The organism is Novosphingobium piscinae (assembly GCF_014230355.1).
Taxonomy (GTDB): domain Bacteria; phylum Pseudomonadota; class Alphaproteobacteria; order Sphingomonadales; family Sphingomonadaceae; genus Novosphingobium; species Novosphingobium piscinae.
The window spans coordinates 17943-35204 of sequence record NZ_JACLAX010000023.1 but is presented as its reverse complement, the minus strand read 5'-3'; the positions used below and the strand labels follow the sequence as shown (position 1 = coordinate 35204).

Annotated in this window: 15 protein-coding genes and 1 pseudogene; 9 read left to right on the top strand and 7 right to left on the bottom strand. The window is 69.7% G+C overall.

The features are described from left to right. From H7F53_RS15890 to H7F53_RS15875, 4 genes and pseudogenes are all read left to right on the top strand, one after another. Nucleotides 1-525: pseudogene (locus H7F53_RS15890) on the top strand (hypothetical protein); the annotation flags it as partial. Continuing rightward, entirely contained in the window at nt 522-1907 is a 1386-nt protein-coding gene (tolB, locus tag H7F53_RS15885) for a Tol-Pal system beta propeller repeat protein TolB (RefSeq protein ID WP_185680493.1), read from the top strand. The pseudogene H7F53_RS15890 and the gene tolB, both read left to right, overlap by 4 nt. 22 nt (nt 1908-1929) lie before the next feature. Further along, nucleotides 1930-2484 carry a peptidoglycan-associated lipoprotein Pal gene (gene pal, locus H7F53_RS15880; protein WP_246438950.1) on the top strand — a complete coding sequence of 185 codons (555 nt, stop codon included), beginning with the start codon at nt 1930-1932 and terminating at the stop codon, nt 2482-2484. A 124-nt stretch (nt 2485-2608) separates the two neighbouring features. Next, nucleotides 2609-3142: a J domain-containing protein gene (locus tag H7F53_RS15875; protein ID WP_185680491.1), complete on the top strand. Its 534-nt coding sequence runs from the start codon at nt 2609-2611 to the stop codon at nt 3140-3142. A 549-nt stretch (nt 3143-3691) separates the two neighbouring features. Here the strand turns inward: H7F53_RS15875 and infC are convergent. Further along, on the bottom strand, nt 3692-4213 hold the full coding sequence (infC, locus tag H7F53_RS15870) for a translation initiation factor IF-3 (protein WP_185680490.1): 522 nt from the start codon (nt 4211-4213) through the stop codon (nt 3692-3694). A gap of 195 nt (nt 4214-4408) precedes the next feature. After that, nucleotides 4409-7159: a [protein-PII] uridylyltransferase gene (locus tag H7F53_RS15865; protein ID WP_185680489.1), complete on the bottom strand. Its 2751-nt coding sequence runs from the start codon at nt 7157-7159 to the stop codon at nt 4409-4411. 182 nt (nt 7160-7341) lie between these two features. Between H7F53_RS15865 and lgt the strand changes: the two genes are divergently transcribed. The 3 genes from lgt to H7F53_RS15850 are packed head-to-tail and all read left to right on the top strand — an operon-like array spanning nt 7342 to nt 9925. Then, nucleotides 7342-8235: a prolipoprotein diacylglyceryl transferase gene (gene lgt, locus H7F53_RS15860; protein WP_185680488.1), complete on the top strand. Its 894-nt coding sequence runs from the start codon at nt 7342-7344 to the stop codon at nt 8233-8235. Further along, nucleotides 8232-9428, top strand: coding sequence for a class I SAM-dependent methyltransferase (locus H7F53_RS15855; RefSeq protein ID WP_185680487.1), 1197 nt, complete (start codon nt 8232-8234; stop codon nt 9426-9428). The genes lgt and H7F53_RS15855 overlap by 4 nt, the downstream gene beginning before the upstream one ends. After that, on the top strand, nt 9425-9925 hold the full coding sequence (locus H7F53_RS15850; protein ID WP_185680486.1) for a DUF2306 domain-containing protein: 501 nt from the start codon (nt 9425-9427) through the stop codon (nt 9923-9925). The genes H7F53_RS15855 and H7F53_RS15850 overlap by 4 nt, the downstream gene beginning before the upstream one ends. A gap of 6 nt (nt 9926-9931) precedes the next feature. Here the strand turns inward: H7F53_RS15850 and H7F53_RS15845 are convergent, their stop codons facing one another. Beyond that, nucleotides 9932-11767 carry a bifunctional metallophosphatase/5'-nucleotidase gene (locus tag H7F53_RS15845; protein ID WP_185680485.1) on the bottom strand — a complete coding sequence of 612 codons (1836 nt, stop codon included), beginning with the start codon at nt 11765-11767 and terminating at the stop codon, nt 9932-9934. Nucleotides 11768-12013: 246 nt separating this feature from the next. On the opposite strand from H7F53_RS15845, the gene H7F53_RS15840 reads away from it, so the two are divergent. Continuing rightward, nucleotides 12014-12838: a ferredoxin--NADP reductase gene (locus H7F53_RS15840; protein ID WP_185680484.1), complete on the top strand. Its 825-nt coding sequence runs from the start codon at nt 12014-12016 to the stop codon at nt 12836-12838. Between the two features lie 77 nt (nt 12839-12915). Here H7F53_RS15840 and H7F53_RS15835 read toward each other — a convergent pair whose 3' ends face one another. Genes H7F53_RS15835 through H7F53_RS15825 form a run of 3 tightly spaced genes read right to left on the bottom strand, consistent with a single transcriptional unit; the run spans nt 12916 to nt 16017 of the window. Beyond that, on the bottom strand, nt 12916-13569 hold the full coding sequence (locus tag H7F53_RS15835) for a 2-dehydro-3-deoxy-6-phosphogalactonate aldolase (RefSeq protein ID WP_185680483.1): 654 nt from the start codon (nt 13567-13569) through the stop codon (nt 12916-12918). Beyond that, the gene (locus H7F53_RS15830) at nt 13566-14435 is read right to left on the bottom strand and encodes a 2-dehydro-3-deoxygalactonokinase (RefSeq protein WP_185680482.1); all 870 of its coding nucleotides are present in this window, start codon (nt 14433-14435) and stop codon (nt 13566-13568) included. Before H7F53_RS15830 ends, H7F53_RS15835 begins: the two co-directional genes overlap by 4 nt. A gap of 1 nt (nt 14436) precedes the next feature. Then, nucleotides 14437-16017 carry a sodium:solute symporter family transporter gene (locus H7F53_RS15825; RefSeq protein ID WP_185680481.1) on the bottom strand — a complete coding sequence of 527 codons (1581 nt, stop codon included), beginning with the start codon at nt 16015-16017 and terminating at the stop codon, nt 14437-14439. A gap of 83 nt (nt 16018-16100) precedes the next feature. Between H7F53_RS15825 and H7F53_RS15820 the strand changes: the two genes are divergently transcribed. After that, nucleotides 16101-16826 carry a FadR/GntR family transcriptional regulator gene (locus tag H7F53_RS15820; RefSeq protein ID WP_185680480.1) on the top strand — a complete coding sequence of 242 codons (726 nt, stop codon included), beginning with the start codon at nt 16101-16103 and terminating at the stop codon, nt 16824-16826. 108 nt (nt 16827-16934) lie between these two features. On the opposite strand, the gene H7F53_RS15815 is transcribed toward H7F53_RS15820, so the two are convergent. Next, a complete protein-coding gene (locus H7F53_RS15815; protein ID WP_185680479.1) occupies nt 16935-17075 on the bottom strand; it encodes a hypothetical protein in 141 nt (46 codons plus the stop codon). Between the last annotated feature and the right edge of the window lie 187 nt (nt 17076-17262).

Here is a 17262-nt window from a genome sequence, read left to right as displayed (position 1 = left end):
CAGCCGGCCCCGGCCAAGCCAGCCCCGGGCAAGCCGGCGCCCACCCGGCCGGCCGCTCCGGCCGCCCGCCCGGCTCCGGCCAAGCCCACCCCGCCGGGCCGCGCCGGGGGCGGCGGTTCGCGGCTGGGGGACGATTTCCTCAAGGGCCTGCCCGGCGGGCAGAACCCGGCGGCACGCGATGCCGCGGTGCCGGCCCAGACGATCGGTCCGGCCGTCCGCGCCGCGCTATCGGGAGCGATCGCCCGCCAGCTCAAGCCGAAGTGGATCGCCCCACAAGGCGCCGAGGCCGACCAGCTCGTCACCGTGCTGAGCTGGGATCTCAATCCCGATGGAACCCTGGCCGGACCGCCCCGTCTGGTCAGCCAGTCGGGCGTGACCGATGCCAACCGGCCGCAGGCCCAGCGCCATGTCGAGCAGGCGATGCGCGCGGTCCGGCTGGCCGCGCCGTTCGATTTGCCCGCCGATCTCTATGCCGCGTGGAAGCACGTGGCCCAGTTCCGCTTTGACAGGAAGTTGTCGCAATGATCGTCCGCCGCCTGCCCCTGCTTGCCCTGCTGCTCGGCACCGCCGCCGTGGCCCAGCCACAGGTCGCGCCCCAGCCCGTGGTCACGCCGACCACGACCGCGCCCGCGGAGGGGGGGCTGACCGGCTCGGTCTCGGACGAGACCCCGTGGCAGGACCTCGGCATCGCCATCCCCACCTTCGCCACCAATGCCGACATCGCCACCCAGACCAGCGCGGGATCGACCGCCGGGCTTGGCCGGGCGCTGGCCGATGTCATCACCTCGGACCTCAAGAACAACGGCCTGTTCAAGCCCGCCGGGCCCGATGCCCTGCCGCAGCCCAGCTTCGGCCAGATCGTCGCGCCCGATTTCGGCGTGTGGTCGGGCCGCGGGGCGGAGATGCTGGTCCACGGCTACGTCCGCGCCAACAGTGACGGCAGCCTGACGGTGGGTTGCTACCTGTACGACGTCGCGCTGCGCCAGCAGCTGGTCAAGGGCGGCTGGCAGGTCCCGCCGGCGGACTGGCGCCGGGCCGCGCACAAGTGCGCCGACCTCGTGTACTCGCGCCTGTCGGGCGAGAGCCCGTTCTTCGATTCGAAGATCGCCTACATCGCCGAGACCGGCCCCAAGGACCGCCGGATGAAGCGGCTGGCGATCATGGATTCGGACGGCGCCAACCACCGCTACATCACCACGGGCCAGGCGATCGCGCTGACCCCGCGCTACGCGCCGGACTACAAGTCGCTGCTCTATCTCAGCTACTTCAACGGCTATCCGCGGATCTACGTCTATGATCTGGAGACCGGCAAGCAGCGCCTGATCACCCAGAGCACCAATCCCACCTTCGCCCCGCGCTGGTCGCCCGATGGCAAGTGGATCCTCTATTCGATGGCGGTCGGCGGCAATACCGACATCTACAAGATCTCGGCCGCCGGCGGCGGGCAGCCGCAGCGGCTGACCAATACGCCGGGGATCAACATCGGCGGCTCGTTCTCGCCCGATGGCAGCAAGATCGTGTTCGAGAGCGATCGCTCGGGCGGCCAGCAGATCTACGTGATGGACGCCGATGGCGCCAACCAGAAGCGGATCAGCTTCTTCGGCGGGCGCGCCGCCACCCCGGAATGGAGCCCGCGCGGCGACCAGATCGCCTTCACCCACATAGCCGGCAATTTCCGTATTGCCGTAATCAGCCCGGCCGGGTCTAACCTGCGCTACCTGACCGACAGCTGGCAGGACGAGGCCCCGACCTGGTCGCCCAACGGCCGGATCGTGCAGTTCTTCCGCACGGAGAAGGGCTCGGGCCGGACCGGGATCTGGCAGGTCGACCTGACCGGGCGGAACGAGCGCAGGCTCCCCACCCCGGTGGATGCCTCGGATCCCGCCTGGGGCCCGGTGCGGCCGTGACGATTTGACAAGGAGAATGCCGATGACCCTGCGCAATCCCCGAATGAAGACCCCGCCGGCCACGCTCCGGTTCGCCGCCGCCCTGCTGCTGGCGGGGGGCCTCGGCCTGTCGGGCTGCGCCAAGAAGGCCCCGGCCGAGCTGCCGCCCCCGCCGCCGGCTCCGGCCACCGCCACCGAAGCCCCGGCACCGGCCACGGTCAGCGGCCCCGCAGCGGGCAGCCAGGCCGATTTCGTCGCCAGCCTGATGGGCCAGGACACGATCTACTTCGACACCGACCGCTACAACATCGACGCCGCCGACACCGCCGCGCTGACCGCGCAGGCACAGTGGTTGCTGAAGTATCCGGCCAAGCGCGCCACGCTCGAGGGCCACGCCGACGAGCGCGGCACCCGCGAGTACAACCTCGCCCTGGGCGAGCGCCGCGCCACGGCAGCGAAGAACTACCTGGTCAGCCTGGGAGTCGATGCCGCGCGGCTGACCACGGTCAGCTACGGCAAGGAGCGCCCGGTCGCGCTCGGCTCGGACGAGGAGAGCTGGGCCAAGAACCGCCGCGCCGTGACCGTCACGGTCGATTGATCGCCCGCCCGGGTCCCTCCCCGAGGCGGGAGGGGCACGGGCGGCCGGTCCGACTCGGGGTGCCGGGCGGGGTTGCCCGTTTCGGGCCTTGCCTCGCCCCCCCGCCTGCCCCTATCTCCCGGCCATGAGCCGCGCGCGCCGAACGAATGACTGGGGTTTCCCGCGCTGGCGCGGCTATGGCAGCGCCACCGATGCCGCGCCGGTGCGCATGTGCGATCGCGCCGGCTGCCACGAAAAGGGCGATTGCCCGGCGCCGAAATCCCCCAACAGCCCCGATCGCTGGTACTTCTGCCAGCAGCACGCGGCCGAGTACAATTCGGGCTGGGACTATTTCGCCGGGCTCACCGCCGAGGAAGCCGCCGCGCGCGAGCAGCGCGAGACCTCGGACAATGCCGGCTACAAGGAATCGGCCCATTATGGCTGGGCCGGCTCGGGCGACGGCAGCCGCAGCCGCGACGAGATGAAGGCGCTCGAGGTGCTCGGGCTCGACCATGATGCCGATTTCGAGGCCGTCAAGAAGGCGTGGCGCACCAGGGCCAAGGCGGTCCATCCCGACGTCAAGCCGGGCGATGCCGCCGCCGCGGAGGAGTTCCGCAAGCTCCAGGTCAGCTACGAGGTGCTGCGCGCCGCCGAGGAGCGGCGGGAGTGGAAAGGGTAGGGGTGGCTTCCGGGCCTGCCTGATGGCCGAGATGGGTGGCAAGCGGACGTTGGCGGGATCGACCGACAGTTGCGTCAGCACAGCAATCGGCTACCTCCCCAACCCCGCGCAGGCCGAGCGGGTTTTGTGCGCGACAAGTCATGTATTTCAGCATCTTACAAGGGCGCAAACCGACCTCGTAGTTGATCCACCCCGCCACTTTCCACGGCGTCCCGGGCTTGACCCGGGACCAAGCTTCCTTGTTTGCGCCGCGGCCAAAAAGGTTCGCCGGGCCCCGGATCAAGTCCGGGGCGACGATAATGTAGGAACCGGCCAGAGCCTGTTTCTGCTCGCTTCCCGAATGTCCTCAATCAGGCGCAACCCGCCGAGCCGAAGTCAGCCCTCCCCTCCATCCCGTCATGCCAGCGTAGGCTGGCATCTTCTGCGGCGAGGGGGGAGATCCCAGCCTTCGCCGGGATGACGGGGAGCGGGGGCGTCTGACCCTCCCACACGCAAAAGGCGCCCCCGCGGGGACGCCCTCTGCCGGCCTGGGGTGAAACCCCGCTGGCCTTACTTCGGCGAGACCACCATCAGCATCTGGCGGCCTTCCATGCGCGGATAGGCCTCGACCTTGGCGACCTCGGCGATGTCCTCCTGCACGCGGCGCAGCAGGTTCATGCCGAGCTGCTGGTGCGACAGCTCGCGGCCGCGGAAGCGCAGGGTGACCTTGACCTTGTCGCCCTCGCCGATGAACTTGTGCATCGCCCGCATCTTCACGTCATAGTCGTGATCGTCGATGTTCGGACGCATCTTGATCTCCTTGATCTCCTGCGTCTTCTGGGTCTTGCGGGCCTGGTTGGCCTTTTTCTGGGCCTCGTAGCGGTACTTGCCCACGTCAAGGAACTTGCAGACCGGCGGATCGGCGTTGGGGGAGACTTCCACGAGATCGAGGCCGACTTCGGCCGCCTGCTCGATGGCCTCGCGCGTGTACATCACGCCAAGGTTCTCTCCGTTCTCATCGATGACGCGGACCTTGTCCGACTGGATGAGATGATTGTAGCGCGGCCCGCTCTTGACCGGGGGCTGCAACATACGCCGGGGTGGGGGAGCTATATTCGTTCTCCTGTGGTTGCCGATAATCTGCTCGTCGCCGCGTCCTTAATGCGAATCGCGGCTGCGGGGAAGCGGGCAAAATGCGTTGGCCGCGCGGCCATGCGCCCAGCAAGGTAAACGAACACTGAGCAATCCGTTCCGCGCGGCCGGGGCCGCGTCGGCACGGCCTGCCGGTCAGGCCAGCTCGACCTCGATCGTTTCTTCGGCCGCGGCGGCCAGCAGCTGGCGTTCGACCGCCTTGAGTCGCGCCGTCTCGGCGATCTTCTCGCCGAGCACGTCGGTGACGTAGAAGGTGTCGGCGGCGCGCTCGCCATAGGTGGTGATATGCGCCGAGTGGACGATCAGCCGCGCCTCGAACAGCCCCCGGGCGAGGCGGTGGAGCAGCGCCGGCCGGTCGCGCGCGTTGACCTCGATGACGGTGAAGCGGTTCGAGGCCTTGTTGTCGAACTCGACCCGCGGCCGCACCGGGAAGTGCTCGGCGCGGGCGCGCGGCAGCGGCCGGGCGGCGAGCTGCGGGGTCAGCTTGACGCGGTTGGCCAGGGCATCGCCGATCGCGGTGCGCAGCCGGGCCAGCTGGGTGTCCTCCATGAACGGCCGGCCGAGCGGGTCCTGCACCAGGAAGTTGTCGACCGCCATGCCGTTGCGCGCGGTGTGGATGCGGGCGTCGATGATGTTGCCGCCGGCCAGGTGGATGCCCCCAGCGATGCGGTAGAACAGCCCCGGGTGATCGGCCGCGATGACCGTGACGAGCGTGGCGCCGCGCGCCGCGTAGTATTCGGTCGCCACGTCCAGCGGCAGGCCCCGGGCCCGTGCCAGCTGCCGCAGGTTCATCGCGATGATGTCCTCCGGCTCGGCGATCCAGTAGGCATCGGACAGCTGGGCCCCGATCGTGTCGACCAGCCCGGCCTCGCCGCGCAGACCCTCGCCGACCAGCCCCTTCTTGGCCGCGACGCGCTGGGCCCGGCCGTGCTCGGCATGGCCCAGCCGCAGCCGTTCCTCGGACAGTTCGTAGACCTCGCCGATCAGCTGGCGCTTCCACGAGTTCCACACCCCGGGGCCGACTGCGCGGATGTCGACGATGGTCAGCAGGGTCAGGGTGCGCAGCCGCTCGACCGACTGGACCACCTCGACGAAGTCGCTGATCGTCTTCCAGTCGGCGAGGTCGCGCTTGAACGCGGTGGCGCTGAGCAGCAGGTGGTGGCGCACCAGCCAGGCGGTCAGCTCGGTCTCGGCCTCGTCCATGCCGAAGCGCGGGCACAGCTTGAACGCCACGTCGGCGCCCAGCACCGAATGGTCACCGCGGCGGCCCTTGGCGATGTCATGCAGCAGCACCGAGGCATAGAGCGCGCGGCGCGACTGGATCTTGGGGAGGATCTGGGTGGCGAGCGGATGGTCGCTGCCCAGCTCGCCGCGCTCGATCCGCGCGAGTAGCCCGATGGCGCGGATGGTGTGCTCGTCCACCGTGTAGTGGTGGTACATGTCGAACTGCATCTGCGCGTTGACCCGCCCGAAATCGGGCACGAAGCGGCCGAATACCCCGGCCTCGTTGAACCAGCGCAGGATCGTCTCGGGATCGTGGCGGCTGGTCAGGATGTCCATGAACAGCGCATTGGCGCGCGGATCCTTGCGCACCCGGGCATCGATCAGCTTGGCATCGCGCGCGGCCAGCCGCATCGCCTCGGGATGGATCTCGAGCCGTTCGGCATCGGCCAGGGCGAAGATCTCGATCAGCCGAACCGGGTCCTGGGCGAACCAGTCGTCGCCGGGCACGTTGATCTTGCCGCCGAACACCCGGTAGCCCTTGAGGCTGCGCGCCCGGGTGCGGAAGCCGGCCAGCAGCCCGCGCGGCTGCCGCTTGGCGAACTGCTCGTCGAGCTGGGCCAGGAACACCCCGGTCAGCGCGCCCACCCGCTTGGCGTGGAGGAAGAACAGCTGCATGAACCGCTCGACTGCGCTCTTGCCGGGGCGTTCGGCGAACTGCATGCGGGTGGCCACCTCGCGCTGGAGGTCGAAGGTCAGCCGGTCCTCGGCACGGCGGGTGATCGTGTGGAGGTGGCAGCGCACCGCCCAGAAGAACGCCTCGGCGCGACGGAAGGCGCGGTATTCGGCCGGGGTCAGCAGGCCGACGTCAACCAGCTCGGAGGCATCGCGCACCTTGTGGATGTACTTGCCGATCCAGTACAGCGTGTGCAGGTCGCGCAGCCCGCCCTTGCCTTCCTTGACATTGGGCTCGACCACGTAACGGCTGTCCCCCAGCCGCTTGTGGCGCTCGTTGCGCTCGGCCAGCTTCTCCGCCACGAACTGCCGCTCGGTGCCGTGGACCACCTCGGTCCAGAACCGCTGCTGGGCCTCGTCGTAAAGGTCCTGGTCGCCCCACACGTAGCGCCCCTCGAGCAGGGCGGTGCGGATCGTCAGGTCGCCGCGCGCCATCCGCACCATTTCGTCGAGCGAGCGGCTCGACTGCCCGACTTTGAGGCCCAGGTCCCACAGGAAGTAGAGCATCGCCTCGATCACCTGCTCGCACCAGGCGGTCTGCTTGCTCGGGGTGATGAAGGCGATGTCGACATCCGAATGCGGCGCCATCTCGCCGCGGCCGTAGCCGCCCACCGCCAGCACGGCGATGCGCTCGCCGGTCGAGCGGTTGGACGCGCGATAGACGTAGCCGACCACGTGATCGTAGATCACCCGCACCAGCTGGTCGACGAGGAAGGCCTGCGCCGCCGCGCACTCGGTGCCGGCCGAAGGCTTGTCGGCCAGACGCCGGGCGATTTCCGCCCGCCCGGCATCGAGCGCGCCGCGCAGCAGCGCGACGACCTTGGGCCGTGACCGTTCAGCGCCGTGCTCGGCCACCAGGTCGCCGATCGCGACGGCAAGGCCGCGCCGCTCGACGATGGCGCGCTGGTTGGCAATCCGGGGGCTGGTCAAGGGCAGGGGTGCTCGATGTGGCTCATGCGGAGTGTCCGAGATACGCGTTCGTGGCGGCCAGACAAGCCCTGCGAGCGGGCACATGGACAGTCGCGGCCTCCGGGCGCCCGCGGACGGTTCCCTCGCGCCGCGCGCTGTGCCAGAAGCACGGCCGACAGTCTCCGCTGAGGGAACCGACCCACTTGATTCCGCTCCTCTCCGCCGCGGCGGCGCAAGCCACCAGCCATCCGGCGCCGCTCTACTGGCTTGACCTTGGCCTGACCCGGGGGATCGACCTCGGGCTGTTCACCCTGCGCTGGTACAGCCTCGCCTACCTCGCGGGGATCATCCTGGCCTATTGGCACGTCTCGCGGACGCTGCGGATGGCCGGGGCGCCGATGGCGCAGCGCCACGCCGATGACCTGTTCTTCTACTGCACGCTCGGCGTGATCCTCGGCGGGCGGCTGGGCTATGCCGCCTTCTATGCGCCGCAGCTGCTGACCCATCCGGGCGAGCTGGTGAAGCTGTGGGAAGGCGGGATGAGCTTCCACGGCGGCCTGATCGGCTGCACCCTGGCGATGGCCTGGGTGAGCTGGCGCGGCCGCCTCAACTTCATCCGCGTCTGCGACTATGTCGCCGTCGCCGTGCCCTTCGGCCTGCTGTTCGGGCGGCTGGCGAACTTCGTCAACGGCGAGCTGTGGGGCCGCCCGGCGCTGGGCGACGTGCCCTGGGCGATGGTCTTTCCCGACGGCGGGCCGCTGCCGCGCCACCCCAGCCAGCTCTACGAGGCGGCGCTGGAGGGGCTGGTCCTGCTGATCGTGCTGATGACGCTGTTCTGGACCACGCGCGCCCGCTTCCGCACCGGGCTGCTCACCGGGGTCTTCGTCGGGGGTTACGGCCTCGCGCGGTTCTTCGTCGAGTACTACCGCGAACCCGATGCCCAGCTCGAGGAGTTCGCGGCGCGGACCGGCTTCTCGATGGGGCAGTGGCTGACCGTGCCGATGATCGTGATCGGCCTGGCGCTGGTCGTGATCGCGCTGGTGCGCCGTCCGCTCGGCGCCGCCCCGGCCCAGGCGATCGCGTCCGATCCGGCATGAGCTTCGGGCGCAAGGGTCTGACCCCGGCGGCCTCGGCGCGCGCGGCCGCGGCCGGTCCCGCCCCCTCGGGCAAGGCCTTGGCCGGCGAAGCTGACCCCGGCACCGCCGCCACCGGCCCCGACCAGGCCGATCGCCCGGCGGCTCCGGCCGATCTGGCCGCGATCTTCGCGCGCCTGATCGCCACCCATGGCCCGATCAGCCTGCAGCAGTACATGGGCGAGGCCAATGCGCGCTACTATGCCTCGCGCGATCCGCTGGGCGTGACCGGCGATTTCATCACCGCGCCCGAGATCAGCCAGGTGTTCGGCGAGCTGGTCGGGCTGTGGCTGGCCGATCTGTGGCTGCGCGCCGGTCGGCCGCAGCCGGTCCACTATGTCGAGCTCGGCCCGGGGCGGGGCACGCTGGCCCGCGACGCGCTGCGTGCCATGGCCCGGTTCGGGCTGGCGCCGGCGGTGCACTTCGTCGAGACCTCGCTGACGCTCAAGGCCCTCCAGCTCGAAGCCGTGCCACAGGCACGCTGGCATGATGATCTGGCCTCGCTGCCGCACGAGGGCGCGCTGCTCGTGGTCGCCAACGAGTTCCTCGACGCGCTGCCGGTGCGCCAGCTGGTGCGCAGCTGGGAGGGCTGGCGCGAGCGCATGGTCGACTGGACCGGCGAGGCCTTCGTGCCGGTTGCGGGCGACCGGCCGATGGAGGCGGCGCTGCCCGAGGATCGCCGCATCGCCCCGGTGGGGACGATCATCGAATCCTGCCCCGGGGCCGCCGCGGTCGTGTTCGAGCTGGCCGGCCGACTGGTCGTCCAGGGCGGCGCGGCGCTGGTGATCGACTATGGCTATGACGAGCTGCGCCAGGGCTCGACCCTGCAGGCGGTGCGGGGCCATGCCAAGGTCGATCCGTTCGCGGCTCCCGGCGAGGCCGACCTCACCGCGCTGGTCGATTTCGCGACCTTGCGCGCCGTGGCGGAAAGCCGCGCCTGCCGTTGCCTCGGCACGGTCGAGCAGGGGGCCTGGCTCAACGCGCTGGGGGGTCCGGCGCGGGCGCGGGCGCTGGCCCAGGCCAGCCCGGACCAGGCCCATGCGATCCTCTCGGGCTATACCAGGCTGGTCGATCCCGAGCAGATGGGGCGCCTGTTCAAGGTGATGGGCCTGGCCGCTCCGCACTGGCCCGAGGGCGAGGGGTTCACCGCCGCATGAGCGGCGAGGCGCGTCCCGCCGTGCTTGCGGCCGACCGCTTCGAGCGGCTGCTCGCCCTGGCCGCGGCCGGGCTGCTCGGCCTGTCGCTGGTCGCGCTGTGGCGCGGCAGCGCGCACTGGAGCGCCACCGCGCTGCCGATCCGCCTGCACATCGGCGCGGTGGTGGTGGCCCTGGCCCTGACCCCGGCGATCCTGCTGCGCCGCCGCGGTGACCGGCCGCACCGCTGGCTGGGCTATGTCTGGGTGGCCGGCATGGCCCTGGCGGCAGCAAGCAGCTTCGCGGTGCGCGAGGTGAATCACGGCCAGTTCAGCCCGATCCACCTGCTTTCGGTCTTCGTGCTGGTCCAGCTGCCGCGCGCGGTGCTGGCGGCCCGGCGCGGACAGCTGGCGCGGCACCGCTCTGCGGTGCGCGGAATTGTCACCGGCGGGCTGCTGATCGCCGGGGCCTTCACCTTCCCCTTCCAGCGCCTGATGGGGGTATGGCTGAGCGGCAGCTAGCCCCGGTCAATAGGTGATCCCCGGCGGCGCCTTGAGGTTGTTGGTCTTCAGCTCTGGCCGCAGGTCCTTCACCCGCACCTCGCGCGAGGCGTTGCGCATCGGGTCGGCCGGCTTGAGGTAGGCTTCCAGCGCCGCGATGTCGCTGATCCCGATCGACCGTTCACGCCCCTTCACGAAGGCCATGAAGCTGTCGCCGCCATTGGCCACGAACGAATTGACCGTGATCCGGTAGCTCTTCGCCGGATCGATCGCCACCCCGTCGAGGGTCATGCCGACCACCCGGTCGCCGATCGGGCGGCTGCGGTCGATCGTCTGGATGAAGCCGGCCGAACAGGCCAGCAGCTGCTCGGGTGCCTTGTCGTCGAGCTGCTGCTCCATCGCTTCCTTCAGTTCGGCACCGGTGAGTGTCATGGTCACCAGCTCGGAGTTGAACGGCTGCACCAGATAGAGATCGCCGAAGGTCACCGTATGGTTGGGTTGGGTCAGCAGCGAGCGGCGGATGCCGAACGGATTGGTGCAGGCGATCACCGCGCCGGCGGCACGGGTCGCCTCCAGCTGGGCATCGGCGATCAGGTTGCCCAGCCGGCCGCCGGTGCCCCAGGCATTGCCTTCGGACTTCTCGAGCGGTTCGGCCAGCCAGCCGACCGGGCGCTTCACGTAGGCGGTTGAGGCCGCGACATAGCGCGCGACATAGGCCGCCACCTCGGGGTCGGGCGCGACCAGCGGTACGATGGTGGAATTGTTCACCTGACGCGACAGGCTGATATAGGGCTCGGACTGGACCACCACGTTGTGAGCGCGGCGGGCAACCACCCGGTGGGTTGCCGGATCGATGTCGAGCGCGATGTCGGTCACATATTCGCCCCACACCCCCGCACTGGTCAGCAGGAAGGGCTTTTCCTGGTTGTAGGTGGCGTAGTCGCAGACGTAGGACCAGTGGGTGTGGCCCGAGACCACCAGATCGATCCGCGTGTCGAGCCGGTCAAGGATGCGCCGGATCCCGCCGCTCAGGGCTTCGCAGCCGTTCGGATCGGGAGTGCCGCTGGTTCGTCCGCCTTCGTGGATCACCAGGATCACCGCATCGGCCCCCTCCGCCTTGAGCCGGGCGACCAGGGCATTGGCGGTATCGGCTTCGTCGCGGAACTCCACGGTGGCCTGCACCTTGCTGTTCACCAGGTCGGTCGTGCCCTGCAGCGTCATCCCAATCAGGCCCACGGTAACCTTGCGCGAACCGGTGCCAAAGCTGCGCAGCGCGGTGCCCGGAAACAGGGTCCTGCCGTCGGCCCGGTTGATCGTGTTGGCGGCGAGGAAACGGAATTTCGCGCCCTTGAACGGCTCGATCTGGCAGGGCTCGCGGTCCGTCAGCTTGGCGCAGCCGCCGCTTTGCTTGCGCAGCAGTTCGGGCACGCCATGGTCGAACTCGTGGTTGCCCACCGCGTTGAAGTCCAGCCCGATGCGGTTCATCACCTCGACCGCCGGCTCGTCGAGGAACAGTGCCGAAGCCAGCGGGCTCGAGCCCATCAGGTCGCCGGCCGAGATGGTCAGGTGATGGGGATAGCGGTCGCGCACCTGGCGCACCGCAGTGGCGAGATAGGCGGCGCCGCCCGCCGGCACCCCGGTCACGCCGCCCTTGCCATCGGGCAGCAAGGCCGCCTGCTTGGGCGGTTCGAGATTGCCGTGAAAGTCGTTGATTGCGGCAATCCCGATAGTCACCGGCCCCACCGCCGCCGGCGGTGGCGGCGCCGAGGCGAGGTCGGCACGGGGGCCGTTCGCGGTGCAGGCGGCCAGGGTCAGGACAGCGCTGCCGAGCAGCGGATGGCGCAGCAGGGAGGCAGGAAACATCGGTGCGGGCTCGTTCTGGCGGGGCGGGGTGGACAGGACTAGGCTACCCACGTGACAAGTTAAAGAGTTGCGGAGCGCAATCCGGGGATCGGCCTCAAGGGATTAGGCGTTGGCCGAAAGACGCGCTATGGGGCCGCCAGCGGGAAGGTCCTGGTCGGACCGGAAGCAAACAGGTGTGGAGGAATCCTGGCGCGCCAGGTTGAGCCGCGCCTGATGAATTCCCGCGCGTTGGAAAGTCGGACGGGCATGTTCACAAGTCAAACGGTCGTCTCGGTCAGGCATTGGACGCCTGACCTGTTCAGTTTCACCCTCACCCGGCCCGATGGCTTCAAGTTCCAGTCGGGCCAGTTCGTCATGCTTAACCTGCCGGCGACCGAGGGCCGCAGTCCCAAGCCGCGCGCCTATTCGATCACCTCGCCCAATTATGCCGAGCACCTCGAATTCCTCTCGATTGTCGCGCCTGACGGGCAGCTGACCTCGCACCTCAAGGATATCGTCCCGGGCGACCAGGTGCTGGTTGGCAGCAAACCGACCGGTACCCTGGTGGCGAGCGCGCTCACTCCGGGCCGCAACCTGTTCCTGCTGGGCACCGGCACCGGCGTCGCACCCTGGATGAGCATCGCCCGGGACATCTACACCTATGGTGACGAGGATCTCGGCATCGAGCGCAAGTTCGACAATGTCTATCTCTGCCACGGCGTGCGGCACGCCGTGGAGCTGTGCTACCGCGACTATCTCGAGCGCGAGATCTTCGCCGAGGAGCTTCTGGGGGACATCGTGCAGGGCAAGCTGCACTACTATCCCTCGGTCACGCGCGAGCCGTTCGTGCGGACCGGCCGGTTGACCGACCTGATCGTGAGCGGGCAGCTGTTCCGCGAGCTGGGGCTGGACCGGACGCGCTTCGATCCGGAAACCGACCGGGTGATGATCTGCGGCAGCATTCCGGTCAACCAGGCGTTGAAAGAGATCTGCCTGGCGCATGGCCTGCACGAAGGCTCAACGCACCGCCCGGGCACCTTCGTGGTCGAACGGGCCTTCGTCGACCATACCCCGGCGCCGGCCGCGGGCTGAACCGGCCTGCGGCATCGGATCCTGCGCAACGCGGGACTGCTGCGGATGGCCAGTTGACCCGGCCTTGCCGGCGTGGCTCACCCCATGTGCGGGGCGGCTGCTGCCAGAAAGGCCGCGGCCCGCTCGGCCACGTCCGCAGCGCTGCGCCCGGGCTGGTAAAGCGCGCTGCCGATCCCGGCACCCCGGGCGCCGGCCGCGAACCAGTCCGCCAGATTGTCGGGCGTGACCCCGCCCACCGCGAGGACCGGCACCTGCGGCGGAAACACCGCGCGGTGCGCTTTCAGGACGGCCGGACTGGCCGCCTCGGAGGGGAACAGCTTCAGCCCGGTCGCGCCCGCCTCGAGCGCCGCAAAGGCTTCGCTGGGCGTGAAGTAGCCTGGCAGCGAGATCAGACCCTGCCCGACCGCGGCGCGGATCACGGCCCGATCGACGTTGGGGGAAATGATCAGCCGCCCGCCGGCGGCAGCCACCGCCTCGGCCTGGGCCGCGGTGAGCACGGTGCCCGCCCCGACGGCCACGTGGGGACCATAGCGCCGGGCAATCCGGGCGATCGAATCCAGCGGGTCGGGGGAGTTGAGCGGGACTTCGAGCAGCGTGAAGCCCGTCTCGACCAAGGCGTCGGCCACGGCTTCGACTGCGTCGGGCCGGATGCCGCGCAGGATGGCGACGAGGGGGCAGCGGGCGAGCGCCTCGGTCAGGATGTCGGCGGCATGGGCGGCGGGTGTGGTCATGGCTGGCGGGCGCTCCAAAGGCGGGTGATGCCGCTGACGAAGGCGGCCTGGCTGGCGATGCGGACGGGCGTGCCCCCCGCCATCGTCACGGCGCGGGCGTAAAGATCGCCGAGATGCGGGTCGGCGAGGACGTAAACCGGCTCTCCGTGGGCAATCTCGGCTCCGGCCACATCATGGCCGATCAGCAGGCCCGAGGTGTAGCTGGCGCTCTGCGCCGCAGGGCGCTGGCCCAGGACCGCGGCGGCGCGAACCCGGAACAGGTCGGTGGCGAGATGGCCGGCCAGGCCCCGCTGCACGCCCTCGCGAAAGGGCGCATCATCGGCGACGGCACCGGTCAGGAACTCGGCCAGCAGGCTGTGGGCCTGGAGCAGGGCGAACAGCTCGCCGGTCAGGGCCGTGGCGAAGCGGCGGACCTGGCCGGCCTCCAGCCGGGCCCACTTGCAATGCGTGCCCGGCTGGCAAAGCAGGGCGGTGTCGGGGGTCAGCCCGGCGGCCGCGGCTCCGAGCAGCTGGACCTCCTCGCCGCGCATCACATCGCCGGCGGGATCGGTCAGCCCGGGAACGATCGCGGTCCGGCCCGGTTCGATCCAGTGCAGCGCCGCGCCCAGCTCGGCCAGGCCCGCGGGGCAGGACAGATACGGCACCTCGACCCAGCCGCGCGCCGCGCCGACCATGCCGGCCAGCACGACCGGCAGATCGCCGTAGCGCGCCCGCAGGGCGATGAGCTCGGCCGGATAGTCCGCCGTGGGCATCGTCTTCACCCCGCGCTCATCGCGCTGCGTGTCGAGCACGGTGCCCGCTGCATCGAGCAGATAGGCGCGGCGGTTGGTCGTACCCCAGTCGACCGCGATCAGCGTTCCCGTCATCTCACCACCACACGGCATAAAGCGCGGCGAGGATCACGAGGATCAGCGCTGCGGCCAGGTTGAAGGCGCGGCTGGTGGCAAAGGATACGTCTTTCATCATGTCGTGCCCGGTGGAGGCCGGGGCGGGGCGCAGCCATGAGACGAGAGCCGTCAGCGCGAGCGAGGCGAAGAAGACGATCGTCATGCGGTGCATGAATGGCACCTCGGTCAGGGCCGGGACCGGGCTGAACCGGAAGGCGGCGCTGAACACCACGCTGGCCAGCGCGCCGGCCAGAGCCCCGGCCTCGGTCGCGCGCCGCCAGAACAGGCCGGTCAGGAAGATCACCAGGATCCCGGGGGTCACGAAGCCCGAGAACTCCTGGATGTACTGGAAGGCCTGATCGAGGCCGCCGAGCAGCGGGCGCGCGGCGACGATGCCGATCACCGTGGCGACGCAGGCGGTGATCCGTCCGACCGTAACCAGCTGCCTCTCGCTGGCCCCTGGGCGCACCTTGCGGGCATAGAGATCGAGCGTGAAGATCGTGGCGATCGAGTTGATCTTGCTGGCGGTCGAAGCGACGATCGCGGCGGTGAGCGCGGCGAAGACGAGTCCGAGCAAGCCGGGCGGCAGCAGCGCCATCATCGTGGGATAGGCTTCGTCGGGTTTGGCCAGGCCGGGGGCAAGCAGCACCGCGGCGATCCCCGGCAGCACGATGATCACCGGCATCAGCAGCTTCAGGAAGGCGGCGAACACGATCCCGCGCTGCGCCTCGGCCAGGGACTTCGCGGCCAGCGTGCGCTGGATGATGTACTGGTTGAACCCCCAGTACGAGAGGTTGGCGATCCACATTCCGCCGATCAGCACACCCAGGCCCGGCAGATCCTTGTAATGCGGGCTGTCCGGTCCGAGGATCATGTGGAAGTGGTCGGGAACCTCGCGGGTCAGCCGCGCGAACCCGGCCAGAATTCCACCTCCGTCGCCCAGCCGGCCCAGGGCGATCGCCGAGACGACCAGCCCGCCGGCCACCAGCAGCGCGACCTGGACGATATCGGTCAGTGCCACCGCCTTGAGCCCGCCCTTGAGCTGGTAGGCCAGCGCGAACAGGCCGAGCAGCGCCAGTGCCAGGTCCTGATCGATCCCCGCCACCTTGGTGACCGCGATCGAGCCGAGCCAGAGGATCGACGTGAGGTTCACGAAGACATAGAGCACCAGCCAGAAACCGGCCATCACCGTGCGGATGGTCGGGCCGAACCGCGCCTCGAGAAACTCGGGCATGGTGGTGATCCGGTGCTTGAGGAACACCGGCAGGAACACCTTGCCGACGATCAGCAGCGTGGCGGCGGCCATCCATTCGTAGGAGGCGATCGCCAGACCGATCGCATAGCCCGATCCCGCCATGCCGACGATCTGCTCGGCCGAGATGTTGGCCGCGATCAGCGACGCGCCGATCGCCCACCAGGGCAGGGTGCGGCCGGCGAGGAAGTAACCCGCGCTGTCATCCTCCACGCCGGCCCGCCGCCGGCTGACCCACTGGGCCAGGGCGAAAATGAACACCGCGTAGGCCAGCACCATCGTGGCATCGAGTGTGGAAAGCCGTGTCATCCTGTCCCCCGTGCGCCGCCTCTTGCCAGCGGCGCCGTTAGTCTATTTATATGATAATAATTTGCAACGAGTGGCTGCCTGTCATGTCGTCCAGCGACCTCGCGTCCCCTGAACTTGGCCGCAACCTGACGTTCGGTTTGCTGGACCGGCTGGGCAGCCAGATCGTGACCGGGGTCTTTGCCGGCCGCCCGTTTCCGACCGAAGCCGACATCAGCGCCGCGCACGGCGTCAGCCGGTCGGTCACCCGCGAGGCGATCAAGATGCTGGCGGCGAAGGGCATGCTCAGCGCCCGGCCGCGCCAGGGGATCACGCTGCGGCCCGAGGCGGACTGGAACCTGCTCGATCCTGCCGTGCTCGGCTGGCTGTTGCAGCGCAAGGTCTCGATCGACCTGCTGGTCCAGTTCAACCAGCTGCGCGCCGCGATCGAGCCGGCGGCCGCAGCGCTGGCGGCGGTCAGCGCCAGCGCGGCCGGGCTGGCGGAGATCGAGCGCGGCTTCGCGCGGATGGTCGCGGCCGATGGCGGGCGCGACGACGGCCTCGATGCCGACATCGCCTTCCACCTGGCTGTCCTGCGGGCGAGCGGCAATCCGTTCTTCATGCAGTTCCGTGAGCTCGTCTCCACGGCCCTGCGCACATCGATCCGCTTCACCAACCGGATCGTCGGGCGGAGCGCCGATCTCGAGGCCCACGGTGCCGTACGCGAGGCGATCGGGCGGCGCGATCCAGCGGCGGCGCGCGCCGCGATGGCCGCGATCATCGGCGATGTGATGGAGGTGATCTCCGGTCACACCGAGCTTGCCGCCGACTGAATCCACGGGCTGGGCCTCCACAGGCCGGCGGAGCCAGGCCGCAGACCCCGGATGCGCGTTCGCACGCCGTGCCGGCAGGCGGCTGGTCGACGCGATCCGCGGCACGGGTCACGAACAGCCGGTCAGGCGCCGCGCCAGCACCAGGTGAGGGCGGTTGCCGGGCGCCGGGTTGCTGCCGGTCTGGGCGATGCCCACGATCGGCCGGACCGAGCCGGACGAATCTGTTGCGGGGGCCCGTTGCTCGTCCATGCCTGCCATTCGCCCGATTCAATCGATTGACGTTGTTCGCCGTATATATCATACAAATGGGAATGGAAGCCGTGAGTGCATCGTCATCGGGCAGAGCGTTGCGGGTTGGCGTGGTCGGGCTGGGCAGGATCGCCGCGGGCGCCTCCGACAGCGTTCTGGCCCCCTTGGCCATGGTCGACGCCGCCAT